A 14,960-nucleotide genomic window follows, 5' to 3' on the forward strand; every position below is an offset into this window, starting at 1 on the left:
GTCCCCTTCGTCTAGAGGCCTAGGACACCGCCCTTTCACGGCGGTAACAGGGGTTCGAATCCCCTAGGGGACGCCATATCGAAAAAACCAGCCATTCGGCTGGTTTTTTTGTTTCTGGCTTAAAACTTTGTGGACAGACACTGCAATTAAATCTGTAAGCAAATAGATGCAAAGCCATTTTAAGAAAGCTTCAGTGGACAGACACTCTCCTTTCCCTCTTTAAACCATCTACCTAGACATACACCGATCATTTTCATCGGAATTTGCAATTCTTACAAAAGAGGCGTCAATGCCTTCGCGCAAGCACTTTTCAGAGGTTCAATGCGTAAAGAACTCATGTCACAACCCTTTAAGAAACTTTTGTGTGATAGATACGTGAGCTTGTTGAACTGTTATGATCTAAAAAATACAAAAGAGGTGTTATATGCAGAATTATCCAATTGGAACTCCTGGTGAGCCGTGGGGCGAAGAAGAAAAAGCCCAATGGAAAGCACAGCAGACTGTGAAAAGAAGTTATCAGGAAGAAGTACTTAATAAACTCTTCAACATTATCCCTGAAGGCTTTGAGTTAAAGCAGTATGGCGCACTTCCTTACGATGCAGCGCGTTACCCACTATATGTTGTGATTCCCAAGAGTTTTGACGCTGAAAAGCCGTCTGCACTCGTTACAGGCGGTGTTCACGGCTACGAAACGAGTGGTGTGCAAGGAGCGCTTCAATTTATTGAAACAAAGTTGGCTCAGTACGCAGAGCAAGTAAATATAGTTGTGGTGCCATGTGTAAGTCCCTGGGGATACGAGTCGATAAATCGATGGAACCCAATGGCATTAGATCCGAATCGCTCGTTTTACAGTGATTCTCCTGCACCTGAGTCTGCTCAGCTTATGCAATTAGTATCTGACTTAGCGTTATCTCTTACGCTTCATATTGATTTGCATGAAACGACAGACACGGACAATAGTGAGTTTAGACCAGCACTAGCTGCACGGGATGGGGTGAGCCATGATAACTGGAACATTCCAGATGGTTTCTATACGGTTGCTAATACTCCAAGCCCCCAAATAGAGTTTCAAAAAGCAGTTATTGAGGCTGTGAAAAAAGTAACGCATATCGCACCGGCCGATGAAAACGGAAAGATTATAGGTGCAGATGTGGTGAGTGAAGGTGTAATTTGCTATGACAAGAAGTCGTTGTACCTTTGTGGAGGTATGACAGATGCTAAGTACGTCACAACTACAGAAGTCTATCCCGATAGCGATAATGCGACACCCGAAAATTGCAATGATGCTCAGGTGGCCGCAATTTGCGCTGCACTCGATTATTTAAATTAGACGCTTGAACGTTTAGACGTCTAGATGTATATTTGAGCCTCTTTTTTAGGAGGCTCTTTGTGTTTACTTATTCTGCGGTTATTTACGACGGTAAAAAGCAAAATTTAGTGAGGTATGACTGTGGGACAGACACTGAGTTTTCCTCATATCTTGAATCGCGCTTTGGTTGTCATGTCTGTTTGTGGTCCAATAAAGAGCTATCAGAAACTACAATGGCAGCTATCGCAGCTTCGCGAGTACAGAGTAAAAAAGACGGTCTGGATAAAACAGAAGCTTTATGAACTTAATTTCCCCATGTGTAGCCTTGTGCAAATTAACCGAAGAAGACATTTGCATTGGGTGTAAACGTACGATTGAAGAAATCATTAATTGGCGGACATACACCGATAATCAAAAGAAGGTCGTATTCACTCGCCTTGAAAATTTAGAAAAGGAAGCCGCTACCCAGTTACAGCCTCGTAAATAGGCTAAGTGCGAACTTCTATCAAGAACTTTCTACATATGGACAGACACACAAGCTTTTCTATTCGTATAGAATTAGAAGCCTGCATCACTCCCACATGAAGTAAAGTGTCTAGCGGACAGACACTTACTAAATTTAAATAGCTGCAATTTAAAACCACCTTAAATGCACCTTAAATAGACAGTCACAGAAGTTGAAAAACTAAGCATCAAAGCCTGGCTGATATAAGTGCTTTTTGCTAAACTCCCGCGCCAATTTTATGTTCTATTAATCTGAGACGTTTGCAATGAAAGTAATGCTTGCCCCTATGGAGGGCGTTGTCGACCACTTAATGAGAGATATGCTCACTCGCGTGGGTGGTTTCGATCAGTGCGTTACTGAATTTGTAAGAGTGGTCGATCAAAAGTTACCAAAGAAAACGTTTTATAGACTTTGCCCTGAGCTTCACAATGGCGGCAAAACTCCGGCAGGTGTGCCTGTCCGAGTTCAATTATTAGGACAACATCCACAGTGGCTTGCAGAGAATGCACAAACAGCGATAGAGCTGGGCTCTCCTGGTGTTGACCTAAATTTTGGTTGCCCTGCCAAAACAGTTAATAAAAGTAAGGGTGGGGCGGTTTTGTTGAAAGAAACCCAAACCCTTTATGACATTGTGAAAGCTGTAAGGGATGCTGTTCCTGCAGAAATCCCAGTTTCAGCCAAAATCAGACTAGGTTTTGAAGACAAATCTTTAGCTATCGAGAATGCTATAGCTATCACTGAAGCGGGCGCTTCTGAGCTCGTTGTTCATGCGCGGACCAAAACGGAGGGGTATAAACCACCGGCGTATTGGGACTGGATAGCGAAGATAAAACAACACACCGATATTCCACTTGTCGCAAATGGTGAAATTTGGAACGCTGAAGACGCTCAGCGTTGTCAGAGCCAATCAGAGTGTACCAACCTTATGATTGGACGAGGTGCATTGGCAATGCCTAATTTGGCGATGAGTATTAAAGAGGGTGTAGCACCTATGCCATGGTCTGAACTGGCTGCTTTGCTGATTCAGTACTCTGGCTACGAGATTTTTGGTGATAAGGGCAAATATTACCCCAACCGAATTAAGCAATGGTGCGGCTATCTGAAAAGACAATACCCTGAAGCTGATGTTCTGTTCAACGACATAAGGCGCCTAACGAAATCTCAGGACATTGTTGATGTGCTTGCACGCCAAGCCGATATTTAGCCAAGTACTTTTGCAATGGTGTTAGAGGTTCACGACAGATACCTTTGAGCATTTGCAACGTTTGGGCGACATGCCCTTTGGCAGCATCTGGCGAAATTCTCCATCATCTCGGGGCAACCGACAGGCCCAGTAAAAAGTGTTTCAAAATTACTAGTTACTAGCTGCCAGTTCTCTTTTGTCATTCCAAGCTTACTTAGCAAGCGGTTGGGAAGCTTTGGGACTTTGCAGGTATTGGTATTACTCTCTGCATTCATCGTATCAGTGATAAGCTGCAAATAATCGGTAAATGCGAAGGGCAACGGCACTGTGTTCTTGTGGTGACTATCGCTAAAGGGCATCAAAAACTTAGGCGTTTTATTCGAGCGTTTGGCATTCAACCGATATTGGATACTAGTATGGTGAGAGTTGTCTAGCGTCGTCGCTATTTTTGCTCGAATGGGATTTAAATCGACGTAAGCCATAACAGTGGCCAGTGCTTTCTCATCGAGTATAGCTTGCGACCTAAACCTTCTTTCCCAGAAATAGCCCTTACATTCATCTTCTTTGTTAGCTCTTCGAGCAATATATTCATTGAGCATACGCATAAACCAGCTGATGCTTTGAAGTCGCTCTCGATATATAACAGATAGTGATTTTAATTCTGCTAGCTCATCTAACGTTACAGAATCAAAATTTTCTAAATATCGCTGCACTACGGGCGGGCATTTATAAAACATCCTCCACCGAAGCAAGACCTCATCCATCGTCCAGCCTTCAGCTTTGCCTTTTGCTATATGTAATACCACATGAATGTGATTGTGCATAACAGCGTAGGCGCATAAGTCGATGGCAAAAGCTTGAGAAAGCTTATGGAGCCTGTCTTGAATCCACTTTCTTCTATGCTCATAGTTTATGCCAGTGCGGGCATCGCGACCACAAAGGTAAGATTGCCTCACGCAGCGAGAAATGCAGTGGTAATAAGGTGTAACATCAGTATTTATTTGTTTGTAACGAGGTAGAGGCATATCCGTATCCCATAGTTATTTATTGACATTATGAGATTTACGGCGTCAATTTTAAGTGGTCTTTGGGACAGTTTTAGGGACGGTTATTTTTCATGAGTGCTCTTTCGATCAAATCTCAGAACTGGCAATCGTGGACAGACACTCGAATTTCATAACGGATAGACGTCAATCGTTAAGTCTATTTGACCCAAAAGAAAAAGGACAGACACCCTTATTCACCGGGTGTCTGTCCTTTCTAATTTTCTTATTGCAAAAACGCCTCTACTAGCTAGAGGACTAAGCAAAAGTACCAACGAGTGTCTGTCCCTAACAATTTAATTTAAAAGGCAAGTTATACAAACACGTCAACCCTAGAACCCACACGCCCATCGTTAGTGCTAGAGGTCTGCTGTGTGCTCTGAGGCTGAGTCTCGCGACTTTCTTGCACATTGCGGGGCTCAACCTGTTGAGTAGGTCGCTGTGGCGATTCTAAGACAGTGGAAACAGGAGACGAATTAACAGAAGAAACGTCCATAAACAAACCTCGCATTTAAAAAATCACTTAATAAGATTAGCACAATTATTGAGCGCTAAGAATTAAACTTCTTAAGTGTCTGTCCATAAAATTAGCGATCAAAGGCTGTGCCTCAGCATTGGGATGAATACCATCGTTTTGCATTAAGTCCTTATTTAGCGCTATTTCTTCAAGGAAAAATGGAATTTTTTGAACGTCCTGAGCTTCCGCTACTTTATTGAAGTTTTGAGTAAACATCTGCGTATAGCGCTTGCCATAATTAGAAGGAATTTGCATTTCTTGCAGAAACACTACGGCATTACTCTCCTTCGCAACACTTACCAGCGAATCTAAATTATCCCTAATCTTACCGATATTATGGCCCTGAAGGCCGTCATTACCGCCCAGTTCAATCAATACATGGGTAGGGTTGTGTTGCTCTAATAAACGGGGAAATCGCGCTAAACCGCCGTCAGTGGTCTCTCCGCTTACCGCAGCATTTACAATATCAATCGGAATGTTGTCGTCTTGCCACATTTTTTGTAACAAACTGACCCAACCCTCATGTTGCTGTAATCCATAAGCCGCGGACAAACTGTCACCTAAGATAAGTAAAACCGCATTTTCGCTTGTGTCGCTCTGCTCGGCTTGATCTGATAGCGCTTGAAAGGGTATTAAAAGAATAAGTAAAAAAGCGAACAAATAACGAAATTTAACAAACACGAATTGATGACCTCTTATGATAAAAGCTAATGCTGTAACCAAAGTAGTGGATACGAGTGAAGGCTCACTGCAGATCCTTCGTCCTATTTCTTTTGAAGTCAAGTCTGGTGAGTCCGTTGCCATTATTGGCGCGTCGGGCTCGGGTAAGTCAACCCTTTTGGGCTTGTTAGCAGGGCTTGACCAAGTTACAGAAGGGGAAATTTTCTTAGATGGTGAAGCACTTCACAGCATGAATGAAGAAGAGCGCGCGATTTTAAGAGGAAATAAAGTAGGCTTCATTTTTCAAAGCTTTATGTTAGTTCAAAGCTTAACAGCCTTAGAAAACGTGATGCTACCGGCAGAAATTGCAGGGCTTGATAACCCAAAGGCACTAGCTTTAGATATTCTAGAGCAAGTCGGATTGAAACATCGCGCACATCACTTCCCTAATCAGTTGTCGGGGGGCGAGCAACAGCGTGTTGCCATAGCGCGAGCATTTATTACCTCTCCCAAAATTCTTTTCGCCGATGAGCCTACCGGCAATCTAGACGCCAAAAATAGTGAAAAAATCGAAGCGCTGTTGTTCGAGATGAATAGAGAAAAAGGCACAACACTCGTACTCGTAACTCATGATAACGAGCTTGCGGAACATTGTGACAGGCAACTCACTATGAATGCTGGAGAACTCATTGAAACGACGGGCGCGAACACAATGAATAAAAAAGAGGCGGTTTAGATGTCGACGTCTTTTAATTTAGCTTGGCGGCTTTTCAAGCATGAGGCTAGACGTGGTGAACTGACCATCATATTGCTGGCCATTGTGCTATCTGTGGCGGCCGTGTTGTCGCTGTCTCTTTTCAGTGAGCGTTTACAGGGCGCACTAAAGTCTCGGTCTGCGGCCTTCATTGCAGCAGATGCTCAGCTTCGCTCAGATGACCCTATAAACGAGGAATGGTTGGCTAGAGCCCGAGAACAGGGCCTTGAGACGGCAAAGCAGGTGGCAACACGTTCAATGGTATTTAAAGGCGACGAGATGTCGCTTGTTGATTTACGAGCCGTGAATGACGCTTATCCACTGAAAGGGACAGTCAATATTACCGACCAGCCTTTTGGAGAAAAACGCAATACTTCAGGATTGCCACAATCTGGGGAAGCATGGGTACAGTCTCGGCTTTTTCAAAGTCTAGGGCTTTCTATTGGCGACAGTATCGAAATTGGCGACGGCACTTTTACCGTTACGCATGTACTGGTAGATATTCCAGATGCAGGATTCAGCGTGTTTAATACCGACCCTATCGCGCTGATTAACTTAGATGATTTGGAAAAAACTGCGATAACCGGGCCAGGGAGTCGCGCTCGTTATGTGGGCTTTTTTGCCGGTGCTGCGGGTGATTTAGAAAGTTTCAATGCTTGGTTATTGCCCCAATTAAATGACGATTTACACTCGTGGCGGACAGTCGAAGATGACGAGTCAGCAATAGGGCGTTCTGTCGCAAGTGCTGAGCGCTATTTTCTGTTAGCGAGTTTGTTAGCAATAGTATTAGCGGCCGTTTCCATTGCCGTTGCTGCTCAGCGTTATGCTCAACGTCACTTTGATCCCGTAGCAATAATGAAGACCTTGGGGGCAACAAGCAGCACCATTCGAAAAGTCTATTTGTTCCAAATTCTATTTATCACTGGGCTTGGTATTTTTATTGGCCTCGTTATAGGATTTATCGGTCAGCAAGTGGTGGTTTCACTTGTAGCGGACAGAGTGGATGTATCTCTTGACGTGTGGCATTGGCGCCCGCTTCTAATAGCCGTTGCTACAGGTGCTACGTGTGCATTGCTTTTTTCCTTATATCCGCTATTGCAGCTATTTTCAGTTCCCCCGCTTCGCGTATTAAGAAAGGACATATCAGCGAATTTACGTTCCAGAAGCATTCAGTTCGTGGCTTCAGGTGGTGCGATATTTTTACTGATGTGGATGTATAGCCGCGATTTAAAAATTAGCGCTATTCTTTTCGTTTCCGGCGCTGCGTTGGTGCTCGGATTACTTGGTGCTACGTATATCTTAATTGCTGTAGGTCGCAAGCTGGGCAGTGGAAGAATGGGGGCGTGGCAGTTGGCATGGGCACGTATTAAGCGACGTGCAATGGACAACAGCGTGCAGCTTATTAGCTTTTCCGTCACCATTATGTTGCTTTTAGTGGTGCTGGTAATGCGCAACGATATGGTTTCACAATGGCGCTCGCAATTGCCAGAAGGTACACCGAATTACTTCTTAATTAACATTACGCCAGACATCCAACCAGAATTGGACAGACACTTCGCTGACAATGGCGTAAAAATCGAAGAGTTTTACCCTGTCATTCGAGGTCGATTTGTTTCGGTAAATGGAGAAGGGATAAACACCGAGGTTTCTAAAGAAGATGAGCCGAATCGAGAAGGCCGGAGAGGTTTAGGCAGAGAAGCAAACCTAACGTGGAGCAACACGCTTCAAAAAGAAAACGAGGTCATTGACGGGAACTGGCATGGCGATGAGAATAAGCAATACAGCGAAGGATGGTTTCCGGTTTCCGTTGAAGAAGGCGTTGCAGAAAGGTTGAACATTAAAATGGGCGATCGGCTTACTTTTAATGTGGGCAGCGAGATTGTCGAAACGAAAGTAACGAGTATTCGTACTGTGAATTGGCAGACTATGCAGCCTAACTTTTTCTTCGTTATTCACCCTGAGGCAATGGCCGCATTTAGCCCAACTTATATTACTAGTTTCTACCTTCCTACCGAGAGAAAGGCAGAGTTAACTAACCTACTTAAACCGTTTGCATCAATAACTATGTTCGACGTTGATGCTCGAATTAATCAGTTGCGAGAGATTGTGGATCAGGTGTCTGTTGCCGTTGAATTTATTTTGGTGCTGGTATTGTTAGCGGGCAGTCTGGTATTGATTGCACAAGTACAGGCGAGTATGGATGAACGCAGACAGGAAATAGCCATACTTCGGACGCTCGGTGCAAAGGGGGCGTTGATAAGAAAAAGTGTTATTTTTGAGTTTGTTATCATTGGTGTAGTAGCAGGCTTTATGGCAGCAATGGCCAATGAGTTGAGCCTTTATTTACTTCAAACCTCTGTATTCCAAATGGAAGCAAGCTTACACCCAGAATACTGGGCAATAGCGCCAAGCGTTGGCGCTGTCGTTGTAGGCATATTAGGTGCGTTTGGATGCTGGCGTTTGCTTACACTTAATACCAGTCAGATGCTGCGGAATATGGTTTAGGTATTCTCGCGTTAGTTTAAAATGCGCTTTAATACAAAACGGACAGACACTCGGTTGAGTGCCGTTTAGATTAAGGGCAGTGGACAGACACTCGGTTGAGTGCCGTTTAGATTAAGGGCAGTGGACAGTCACTCAATTCAAATGAGTGTCTGTCCACTGTGCATTTCACAGCAAAGTTCACTAATTACAAAGGAATGGTTTTCGCGAAGAGTTTGAGAAGTGCTCTGGTTTGATAGTAAATAGATGTTTTTGAGGCCTGTGACTAAGCAAAGTGCCTCGCGATAATGTTGTGCAATAAATGTGGACACACACTTGCTTAGCAATTCAAGTGACTGTCCACAAGGCACATAACGAATTTCAGTAATTCAACTATGCGCGATATATTTCTCTTAGCGCCTCGTCGATAGAAGGGAAGTCAAAACTGAAGCCGGCGGTAGTAAGCTTTTGAGGAATGACTCTTTGCCCCTCAAGTATCATCGTCGACGATTCGCCCATTGCTACTTTCATAACAAAGCCCGGGACATTGAACAGGCAAGGCCGGTTAAGTGATTTTGCGAGCGCTTTAGAGAACATCTTGTTCGTAACAGGCTCCGGTGCCGTTAAGTTAAATGCACCAGAACATGCGCTATTCTCGAGCAAGAACGAGATAGCACGCACCATATCTTGTAAGTGGATCCAGGCCAAATATTGACTACCACTACCAAGTGTACCTCCGGCCCCCAATTTAAACGGTAGTGCCATTTTCCCTAACGCTCCGCCTTTTTCGGTGAAAACTACACCAGTTCGAAGCGTTACGACACGTGTCTTAGCTTGATCTACACTTTGGGCAATAGTCTCCCATTTAGCGCACAGTTCATGGGTGAACTCGTTATGAGGAGGAGTTTCTTCAGTTACAAGCTTGTCTCCTTGATTGCCGTAGTAACCAATCGCGGAGCCCGATAAGAAAACAGACGGAGGTGCATCACAACTATTTATTTTTGAGACTAGCTCAGAAGTGATGTCCCAGCGGCTATTGCAAATTATTTTCTTTTGAGTGTCTGTCCAGCGCTTATCGGCGATAGGCTCACCAGCTAAATTAATTACTGCGTCGAAACTTTCAAAATTTTCTATCGAAGAAACGTTCTCGACGATTTTGACGTTATCCCCCAATTTGCTCTTTGCTTTTGTAAAGTCGCGAGAAGTCACCGTAAATTCATGTTCTCGAGAATATTGACGAATAAATTCGCTTCCTATCAGCCCTGTTCCACCGGTCAAAAGAATGTTCACAATTAGCTCCTCGAGGTATGACCTTATCCCGTCTTATTGCAAGATAGTGTCAGGGACACGGAATCAGAAAATCTAAGGGCATGTGGCTTATCGACCTCAACCTCAGCGTAGCGCACCGAAGAATGTTCTGCGGCAATGCTTAGCACATCGGCGGTAAGTTTTTCCAGAAGAGAAAAACGGTTGTCTTCTACAAGCTTGATGATTGCCTTTGTAATCGTTTTATAGTTAAGCGCATCACTCATATCGTCGGTGTTCGTCGCTTTTTCAGCGTCGTAATCAATTTTCACGTTAACAACAACGTCCTGCTTGTTTTTTATTTCATCTTCATTGATGCCGATGTATGTGCGTAGTCTTAAGTTTTTAATTTTAATAGTGGCGAGATTAAAGTTCATTGAAGTCTCTTGTTTGTAGTTGTTTATAAGTCGTTGTAAAGTGTTGTCGTTTCAGTCAGGAATGTAGCACAAAATGTCAATGGAACTACGCTCGCCAACAGCAAAAATTCTAATCGTTTTAGCATGTTTAGTAGTGGTAATGGCTGGTATTAAAGCCGCCAGTACGATCATGGTACCGTTTTTTCTCTCTATTTTTATAGCGATCGCGTGTAGCCCAATAATACGTTGGACTTCGAAATTTGGCGTGCCTAAATGGCTCTCTATAACTTTTGTTATACTGCTTATCGTTGTTTTTGGTTTTCTTTTAGCTGGCTTAGTTGGCCAGTCTATGACCGAGTTTCGAGAAAATTTGCCAGAATATAGAAGTAAGCTTGATACAGAGTTTGCCTGGGTTGTGTCTAAATTGGCTGAATTTAATATTCACATCAATAGAGAGTTAATCGCTTCGCACCTTGATCCAGCAACGGCTATGTCTGTAGCAACAAATTTCATCAGCGGAATGGGCGGCGTACTTTCAAACCTTTTCCTTATTCTTCTTACTGTCATTTTCATGCTTTTTGAAGCAGACAGTATTCCACGCCGGTTGCATATTGCCCTTGCCGATCCAGGAATGAAACTAAAGCATATCGACAGATTTATTCGTTCTGTGAACAGTTACTTAGCGATAAAAACTGTGGTCAGTTTAGGAACAGGTCTGATTATTGGTATTTGGCTGTATGTGATGGGAGTAGATCATTTCATGCTTTGGGCTGTGTTGGCTTTCATGCTCAACTTTATTCCTAACATTGGCTCAATTATCGCTGCTGTGCCCGCAGTGTTGATAGCCTTTGTTCAACTTGGGCCTGCCTCAGCAGGTTTTGCAGCGCTTGGCTTTGTGCTTGTTAATACCATCATGGGTAATATGGTTGAACCTCGATTGATGGGTAAGGGCATGGGGCTCTCTACGCTCGTGGTATTCCTTTCGTTAATATTTTGGGGGTGGCTGCTAGGCACCGTTGGAATGTTGCTCTCAGTTCCGTTAACCATGGTGGTAAAAATAGCATTAGAGTCTCGCGAGGAGAGCAAGTGGCTTGCGGTGCTGTTATCGAGTGAAGGTGAGAAGTCTGCGTCGTAACTTAGTGTAAGTAGAAAGTGGACAGACACTTGTTTGAAAGTCGATAGTGGACAGACACTCAATCGATTTAAAAAAAACTCTCATTGGTCTCTAGCTAAACAGTCAATCGAGAATGTGTCAGTCCCCCCAAACTTTTGTGCAAGATTAAGTGTGTGTCCACTTTCCATACGCCCCAACTTTTGTAGGAACTCAAGTGTCTGTCCACTTTCATACTTGAGCAATTGAAAGCTCAAGGATTTAACGGTCATACACAAACTTCGTTGTACTTTTTAAAGCACTATTCGTGATTGGGAAATTGAATAACGATACGAGCACCGCCAAGCGAACTGTCCTCGATGAGCATTCTACCTTCGTAGATTGAAACTAAATCGGCCGCCAACGCCATGCCTATTCCGTGGCCTTCTGTATAGGTATCAAGTCGAGTTCCTCGCTCTAACAAAAGCACTTTTTTGTCGTCAGGAATACCAGGGCCGTCGTCTTCTACTTTAATTGTTAGCCAACCAGCACGCTTCGACGCTGATACGATAATTCTATTGGTCGCTGCTTTGCATGCATTGTCTAGAAGGTTGCCACATAGTTCCATGAAGTCGGTCTCGTCTCCTTTAAACTGAGTATCCTCATCCAGTTCAAACTCAATAGCAAGGGCTTTATCTTGATAGACCTTGTCCATTACATCGGCAAGCTTGTGCAAAATGGGTAGTATATAGATAGCTTGTTGCCAGCTAGATTTTCCAGCACTCGCTCTTTTCAGCTGGCGTTTAATGATTCGGTCAATTTGCTGTAATGCTTCGTTTACCTCAGTAGGTAAACCGCTAGTGCCCGATGCCACTGCCAAAGGCGTTTTCAAACTATGTGCTAAGTCTCCTAAACTGTTTTTATATCTCGCCCTCTGAGCGGCCTCAGTTTGAAGCAAACCATTAATGGATTGTTTTAAGGAATCGAATTCAACTGGATAGCGTGATTCTAACTGACGTTTATGTCCACTTGAGGCTTGTGAAATTTCGTCAATTAACTTCCTAACAGGAAGAAGTACTAGGCTAATCCCGATAATAATAAAAATTAGGAGTGCTATACAGAGCGTGAAAATCCACTGCCACGTCGTGTCTAAGAACGTATTCCGCTCTGCTTCAAAAAGTGCTTTATTGTTAAATATATAAAACCGAACAGGCTCGAAGTCTCTACTTGAAGCAAATTCCGCAGTAAAGGCGTATACAAAAAACTCGGAATCTTCTTCAAACTTAGGTGTATGAGAATCCAAAAATAACTCGTTACCGACTGCAACGTCTATCTCAGGTGGTAAAAAGGTATATTCAAGAGCTGAAGCTGACTGCCAAATTACTTCGTCTCGAAACACAATCACGCCAAGATAACCTGATCCCGGAAGGTTTAACTGCTCTTCGTATAAAATTTCAGGCATATAGGGCAGGTCGCCATCTAACTCGAAAGCCGATAACAGACCTAAGTTCATCAACCTAAGCTCACTCATCTTGGCTTGCGTAAGGCTATCAGTATATGCCTCGTCTAAAATGACAACAGTAAAGGGCGCAAATAACGCTAGAAGAACAATCGCTAGAAAGATACTCCGAAGACGTAGCGACAATTGCCTCATAAACTTCTATTTATCCTATAGCCTCTACCTCGAAGGGTTTCGATTGGCTTTAACTCACCGGTCGGGTCCAGCTTTTTCCGCAGTCTTCCAACGAAAACCTCTATGACATTACTATCTAAATCGAAATCTTGGTCATAAATGTGCTCGGTTAGCTCTGTTTTTGAGATGACCTTTTGCGGGTTAAGCATAAGGTACTCCATGACTTTGTATTCGTAAGCTGTTAGATCCAGAGCTTGACCGTTTAACGATAGTTCTTCACTAACGGTATCCAGCGAGATAGGGCCGAACTGAATGGTTGGGTTCGCTTGTCCTGAAGCTCGTCGAATTAGTGCTTTTGTTCGAGCAAGTAACTCTTCGTTGTGAAAGGGTTTGGTGAGGTAGTCATCGGCTCCGGCATCAAGGCCTTCCACTTTCTCTTGCCACCTATCTCTAGCAGTTAAAATGAGTATAGGGCAGGAAATATCAGCTTGACGGGCTTTTCGTATAACCTCAAATCCGTCTAGCTTTGGCATGCCGATGTCGACGATAGCCAGGTCATAGCTATATTCTTTAATGAGAAAAAGCGCGTGCTCACCATTATCTGCGAGGTCTACGCTATAGCCATTTTGCTGAAGGAGCGCATCAAGCTGGGTTAATAATCTGCTATCGTCTTCGGCTACGAGGATACGCATGTTAGTCCTTATCTTTATTTGTTTTTACCTTGCCTGAGCGTTTGTCTACATCTACTGATACTACTCGCCCTGACTTTTTAAGTACTTTTACCCGGTAGTTTTTTGAGGTCTGTTCAACTTTTAAGACGCGTCCATTTACAGCAACGCGAGCACGCTCAGCAGCTTCGCTTTTTGATATATCGCCGCCAGAGTCTTGAAACGCCAAAGCTGGCGCTGTGTTAGACAAAGCTAACACTAAACAAACTACTGCAACACGAAGCGATAATTTCATACAACCTCACAATTATTATCCCACTCAGGCCAAACTACAGATAAGTATAACTTGGTTAACTGAACCGATTCTGAACTGGGTTTAGTCTACCTTGCGGAGCAAAAGCTGTATATAAGCCTTAAGTAAATGGCATTTACGAAAGAGCAAATATTGTGGACAGACACTTAGTTGCTAAGAGGCCACAAGTCAAAATGAGAGTGTCTGTCCACAAGTCTATTTCTAAGCTTCAAAGTGACGCATATATTTAAGTGCTCTCGTTAGTAAGTCATATTGAGTAATCTTTACTTCTACTTTGAAAAAGTGTCTGTCCACTTTGTTGATTGTTATTAAGGGGGACCAATGTTTATTGTGCAAACGAGTGACTGTCCACGGTTTTTGTAAATTAGTTCTCAACGCTCATATGGATGTACGAGTGTGTGTCCAAAGCTGTACCTAACTAGTGTGTAGTGAAGAGCTTACGTTTCTCAATAACTCTTTTGGCAGCTGAGCGGGATGATATTGACTTTTTTGGCATGCCACGTGCGAGGCATAAGCTTCAGATGAATCAACAAAACGAAAATAAGCTGTTCAGCTCAACTACTTAATTAGATAGTAAAGTCGGACAGACATTCATTTTCAACAAGGAGAAGTTATGTCTAGCGATATTAAGAAAACAATGTGGAAAGCAATGTCAGATAGTCCAAAAGTCATGGTAAGTCTGGTTGGTGAGGATATGCATGCCGAGCCTATGTACGCCCAACTTGATAAAGACGCTGATAGTGAGTTTTGGTTTTACACTAGTCGAGACAACCGCATTGCTAAAGGTGGAAAAGCCATGGTTCACTTTGCATCCAAAGGTCATGATGTATTTGCTTGTATCCGAGGCAACCTCACTGTTGAATCACGTAAAGACGTGATTGATAAATACTGGTCTAATCCAGTAGAAGCATGGTTCGAGAAAGGTAAAGATGATCCTTCTTTATTAATGCTTCGCTTTGAACTTATAGATGCAGAAGTGTGGGATGCAGATCCTTCGCTAAAAGGCATGTTTAAAATGCTCACTGGTAAAACGGTAAAGCCAGAAGAGATGGGTGAACACGAAAAGGTCGAACTTTAAACGCAGCATTTTGGGCCAATTTTATGGCGAAGCTTGGAGGTGTTAGGAGACTTACTCAGAGGAGC

Annotated in this window: 15 protein-coding genes and 1 tRNA gene; 8 read left to right on the plus strand and 8 right to left on the minus strand. The window is 43.4% G+C overall.

Going from position 1 to position 14,960, the window contains the following annotated elements:
• From AC0J2X_RS18235 to dusC, 4 genes are all read left to right on the plus strand, one after another.
• Positions 1-76, plus strand: a tRNA-Glu gene (locus tag AC0J2X_RS18235).
• A gap of 348 nt (positions 77-424) precedes the next feature.
• The gene (locus AC0J2X_RS18240; RefSeq protein ID WP_472996275.1) at positions 425-1,330 is read left to right on the plus strand and encodes a M14 family metallopeptidase; all 906 of its coding nucleotides are present in this window, start codon (positions 425-427) and stop codon (positions 1,328-1,330) included.
• Positions 1,331-1,607: 277 nt separating this feature from the next.
• Entirely contained in the window at positions 1,608-1,796 is a 189-nt protein-coding gene (locus AC0J2X_RS18245; protein ID WP_069944019.1) for a DUF1289 domain-containing protein, read from the plus strand.
• A 283-nt stretch (positions 1,797-2,079) separates the two neighbouring features.
• Positions 2,080-3,018 (plus strand): tRNA dihydrouridine(16) synthase DusC, encoded by a 939-nt coding sequence (gene dusC, locus AC0J2X_RS18250; protein ID WP_472996276.1) that lies wholly within the window; start codon positions 2,080-2,082, stop codon positions 3,016-3,018.
• Positions 3,019-3,047: 29 nt separating this feature from the next.
• On the opposite strand, the gene AC0J2X_RS18255 is transcribed toward dusC, so the two are convergent.
• From AC0J2X_RS18255 to AC0J2X_RS18265, 3 genes are all read right to left on the minus strand, one after another.
• Complete coding sequence (locus AC0J2X_RS18255) at positions 3,048-4,022, minus strand: transposase (protein ID WP_423083687.1); 975 nt, start codon at positions 4,020-4,022, stop codon at positions 3,048-3,050.
• 331 nt (positions 4,023-4,353) lie between these two features.
• Positions 4,354-4,536: a hypothetical protein gene (locus tag AC0J2X_RS18260; RefSeq protein WP_202940837.1), complete on the minus strand. Its 183-nt coding sequence runs from the start codon at positions 4,534-4,536 to the stop codon at positions 4,354-4,356.
• A gap of 45 nt (positions 4,537-4,581) precedes the next feature.
• Positions 4,582-5,238: an arylesterase gene (locus tag AC0J2X_RS18265; RefSeq protein WP_049586851.1), complete on the minus strand. Its 657-nt coding sequence runs from the start codon at positions 5,236-5,238 to the stop codon at positions 4,582-4,584.
• Positions 5,239-5,254: 16 nt separating this feature from the next.
• On the opposite strand from AC0J2X_RS18265, the gene AC0J2X_RS18270 reads away from it, so the two are divergent.
• Positions 5,255-5,953 (plus strand): ABC transporter ATP-binding protein, encoded by a 699-nt coding sequence (locus AC0J2X_RS18270; protein WP_075176262.1) that lies wholly within the window; start codon positions 5,255-5,257, stop codon positions 5,951-5,953.
• A complete protein-coding gene (locus AC0J2X_RS18275; RefSeq protein WP_472996277.1) occupies positions 5,954-8,476 on the plus strand; it encodes an ABC transporter permease in 2,523 nt (840 codons plus the stop codon).
• Between the two features lie 369 nt (positions 8,477-8,845).
• On the opposite strand, the gene AC0J2X_RS18280 is transcribed toward AC0J2X_RS18275, so the two are convergent.
• Complete coding sequence (locus AC0J2X_RS18280) at positions 8,846-9,742, minus strand: TIGR01777 family oxidoreductase (protein ID WP_283648270.1); 897 nt, start codon at positions 9,740-9,742, stop codon at positions 8,846-8,848.
• A 23-nt stretch (positions 9,743-9,765) separates the two neighbouring features.
• Positions 9,766-10,134, minus strand: coding sequence for a dihydroneopterin triphosphate 2'-epimerase (gene folX / locus AC0J2X_RS18285; RefSeq protein ID WP_012517852.1), 369 nt, complete (start codon positions 10,132-10,134; stop codon positions 9,766-9,768).
• A 73-nt stretch (positions 10,135-10,207) separates the two neighbouring features.
• Here folX and AC0J2X_RS18290 point away from each other — a divergent pair, with 73 nt between their 5' ends.
• Positions 10,208-11,248: an AI-2E family transporter gene (locus AC0J2X_RS18290; RefSeq protein ID WP_014948934.1), complete on the plus strand. Its 1,041-nt coding sequence runs from the start codon at positions 10,208-10,210 to the stop codon at positions 11,246-11,248.
• 277 nt (positions 11,249-11,525) lie between these two features.
• Here AC0J2X_RS18290 and AC0J2X_RS18295 read toward each other — a convergent pair whose 3' ends face one another.
• From AC0J2X_RS18295 to AC0J2X_RS18305, 3 genes are read right to left on the minus strand one after another with little or no spacing between them, the layout of a single operon-like run.
• Positions 11,526-12,857, minus strand: coding sequence for an ATP-binding protein (locus tag AC0J2X_RS18295; protein WP_472996278.1), 1,332 nt, complete (start codon positions 12,855-12,857; stop codon positions 11,526-11,528).
• Positions 12,854-13,528 (minus strand): response regulator transcription factor, encoded by a 675-nt coding sequence (locus AC0J2X_RS18300; protein WP_014948936.1) that lies wholly within the window; start codon positions 13,526-13,528, stop codon positions 12,854-12,856. Before AC0J2X_RS18300 ends, AC0J2X_RS18295 begins: the two co-directional genes overlap by 4 nt.
• Position 13,529: 1 nt before the next feature.
• Positions 13,530-13,799: a PepSY domain-containing protein gene (locus AC0J2X_RS18305; RefSeq protein WP_014948937.1), complete on the minus strand. Its 270-nt coding sequence runs from the start codon at positions 13,797-13,799 to the stop codon at positions 13,530-13,532.
• Positions 13,800-14,430: 631 nt separating this feature from the next.
• Between AC0J2X_RS18305 and AC0J2X_RS18310 the strand changes: the two genes are divergently transcribed.
• The gene (locus AC0J2X_RS18310) at positions 14,431-14,895 is read left to right on the plus strand and encodes a pyridoxamine 5'-phosphate oxidase family protein (RefSeq protein ID WP_014948938.1); all 465 of its coding nucleotides are present in this window, start codon (positions 14,431-14,433) and stop codon (positions 14,893-14,895) included.
• The last annotated feature ends 65 nt before the right edge of the window (positions 14,896-14,960 follow it).

The sequence above is a fragment of the Alteromonas sp. R7 genome, from assembly GCF_055755235.1.

Excerpts from the sequence above, each read along its gene's own strand:
- AC0J2X_RS18305 (WP_014948937.1), bottom strand. The coding sequence starts at position 13,799 with ATGAAATTATCGCTTCGTGTTGCAGTAGTTTGTTTAGTGTTAGCTTTG.
- AC0J2X_RS18255 (WP_423083687.1), bottom strand. The coding sequence starts at position 4,022 with ATGCCTCTACCTCGTTACAAACAAATAAATACTGATGTTACACCTTAT.
- dusC (WP_472996276.1), top strand. The coding sequence starts at position 2,080 with ATGAAAGTAATGCTTGCCCCTATGGAGGGCGTTGTCGACCACTTAATG.
- AC0J2X_RS18310 (WP_014948938.1), top strand. The coding sequence starts at position 14,431 with ATGTCTAGCGATATTAAGAAAACAATGTGGAAAGCAATGTCAGATAGT.
- AC0J2X_RS18300 (WP_014948936.1), bottom strand. The coding sequence starts at position 13,528 with ATGCGTATCCTCGTAGCCGAAGACGATAGCAGATTATTAACCCAGCTT.
- AC0J2X_RS18275 (WP_472996277.1), top strand. The coding sequence starts at position 5,954 with ATGTCGACGTCTTTTAATTTAGCTTGGCGGCTTTTCAAGCATGAGGCT.
- AC0J2X_RS18295 (WP_472996278.1), bottom strand. The coding sequence starts at position 12,857 with ATGAGGCAATTGTCGCTACGTCTTCGGAGTATCTTTCTAGCGATTGTT.
- AC0J2X_RS18290 (WP_014948934.1), top strand. The coding sequence starts at position 10,208 with ATGTCAATGGAACTACGCTCGCCAACAGCAAAAATTCTAATCGTTTTA.
- AC0J2X_RS18270 (WP_075176262.1), top strand. The coding sequence starts at position 5,255 with ATGATAAAAGCTAATGCTGTAACCAAAGTAGTGGATACGAGTGAAGGC.
- AC0J2X_RS18245 (WP_069944019.1), top strand. The coding sequence starts at position 1,608 with ATGAACTTAATTTCCCCATGTGTAGCCTTGTGCAAATTAACCGAAGAA.
- AC0J2X_RS18260 (WP_202940837.1), bottom strand. The coding sequence starts at position 4,536 with ATGGACGTTTCTTCTGTTAATTCGTCTCCTGTTTCCACTGTCTTAGAA.
- folX (WP_012517852.1), bottom strand. The coding sequence starts at position 10,134 with ATGAACTTTAATCTCGCCACTATTAAAATTAAAAACTTAAGACTACGC.
- AC0J2X_RS18240 (WP_472996275.1), top strand. The coding sequence starts at position 425 with ATGCAGAATTATCCAATTGGAACTCCTGGTGAGCCGTGGGGCGAAGAA.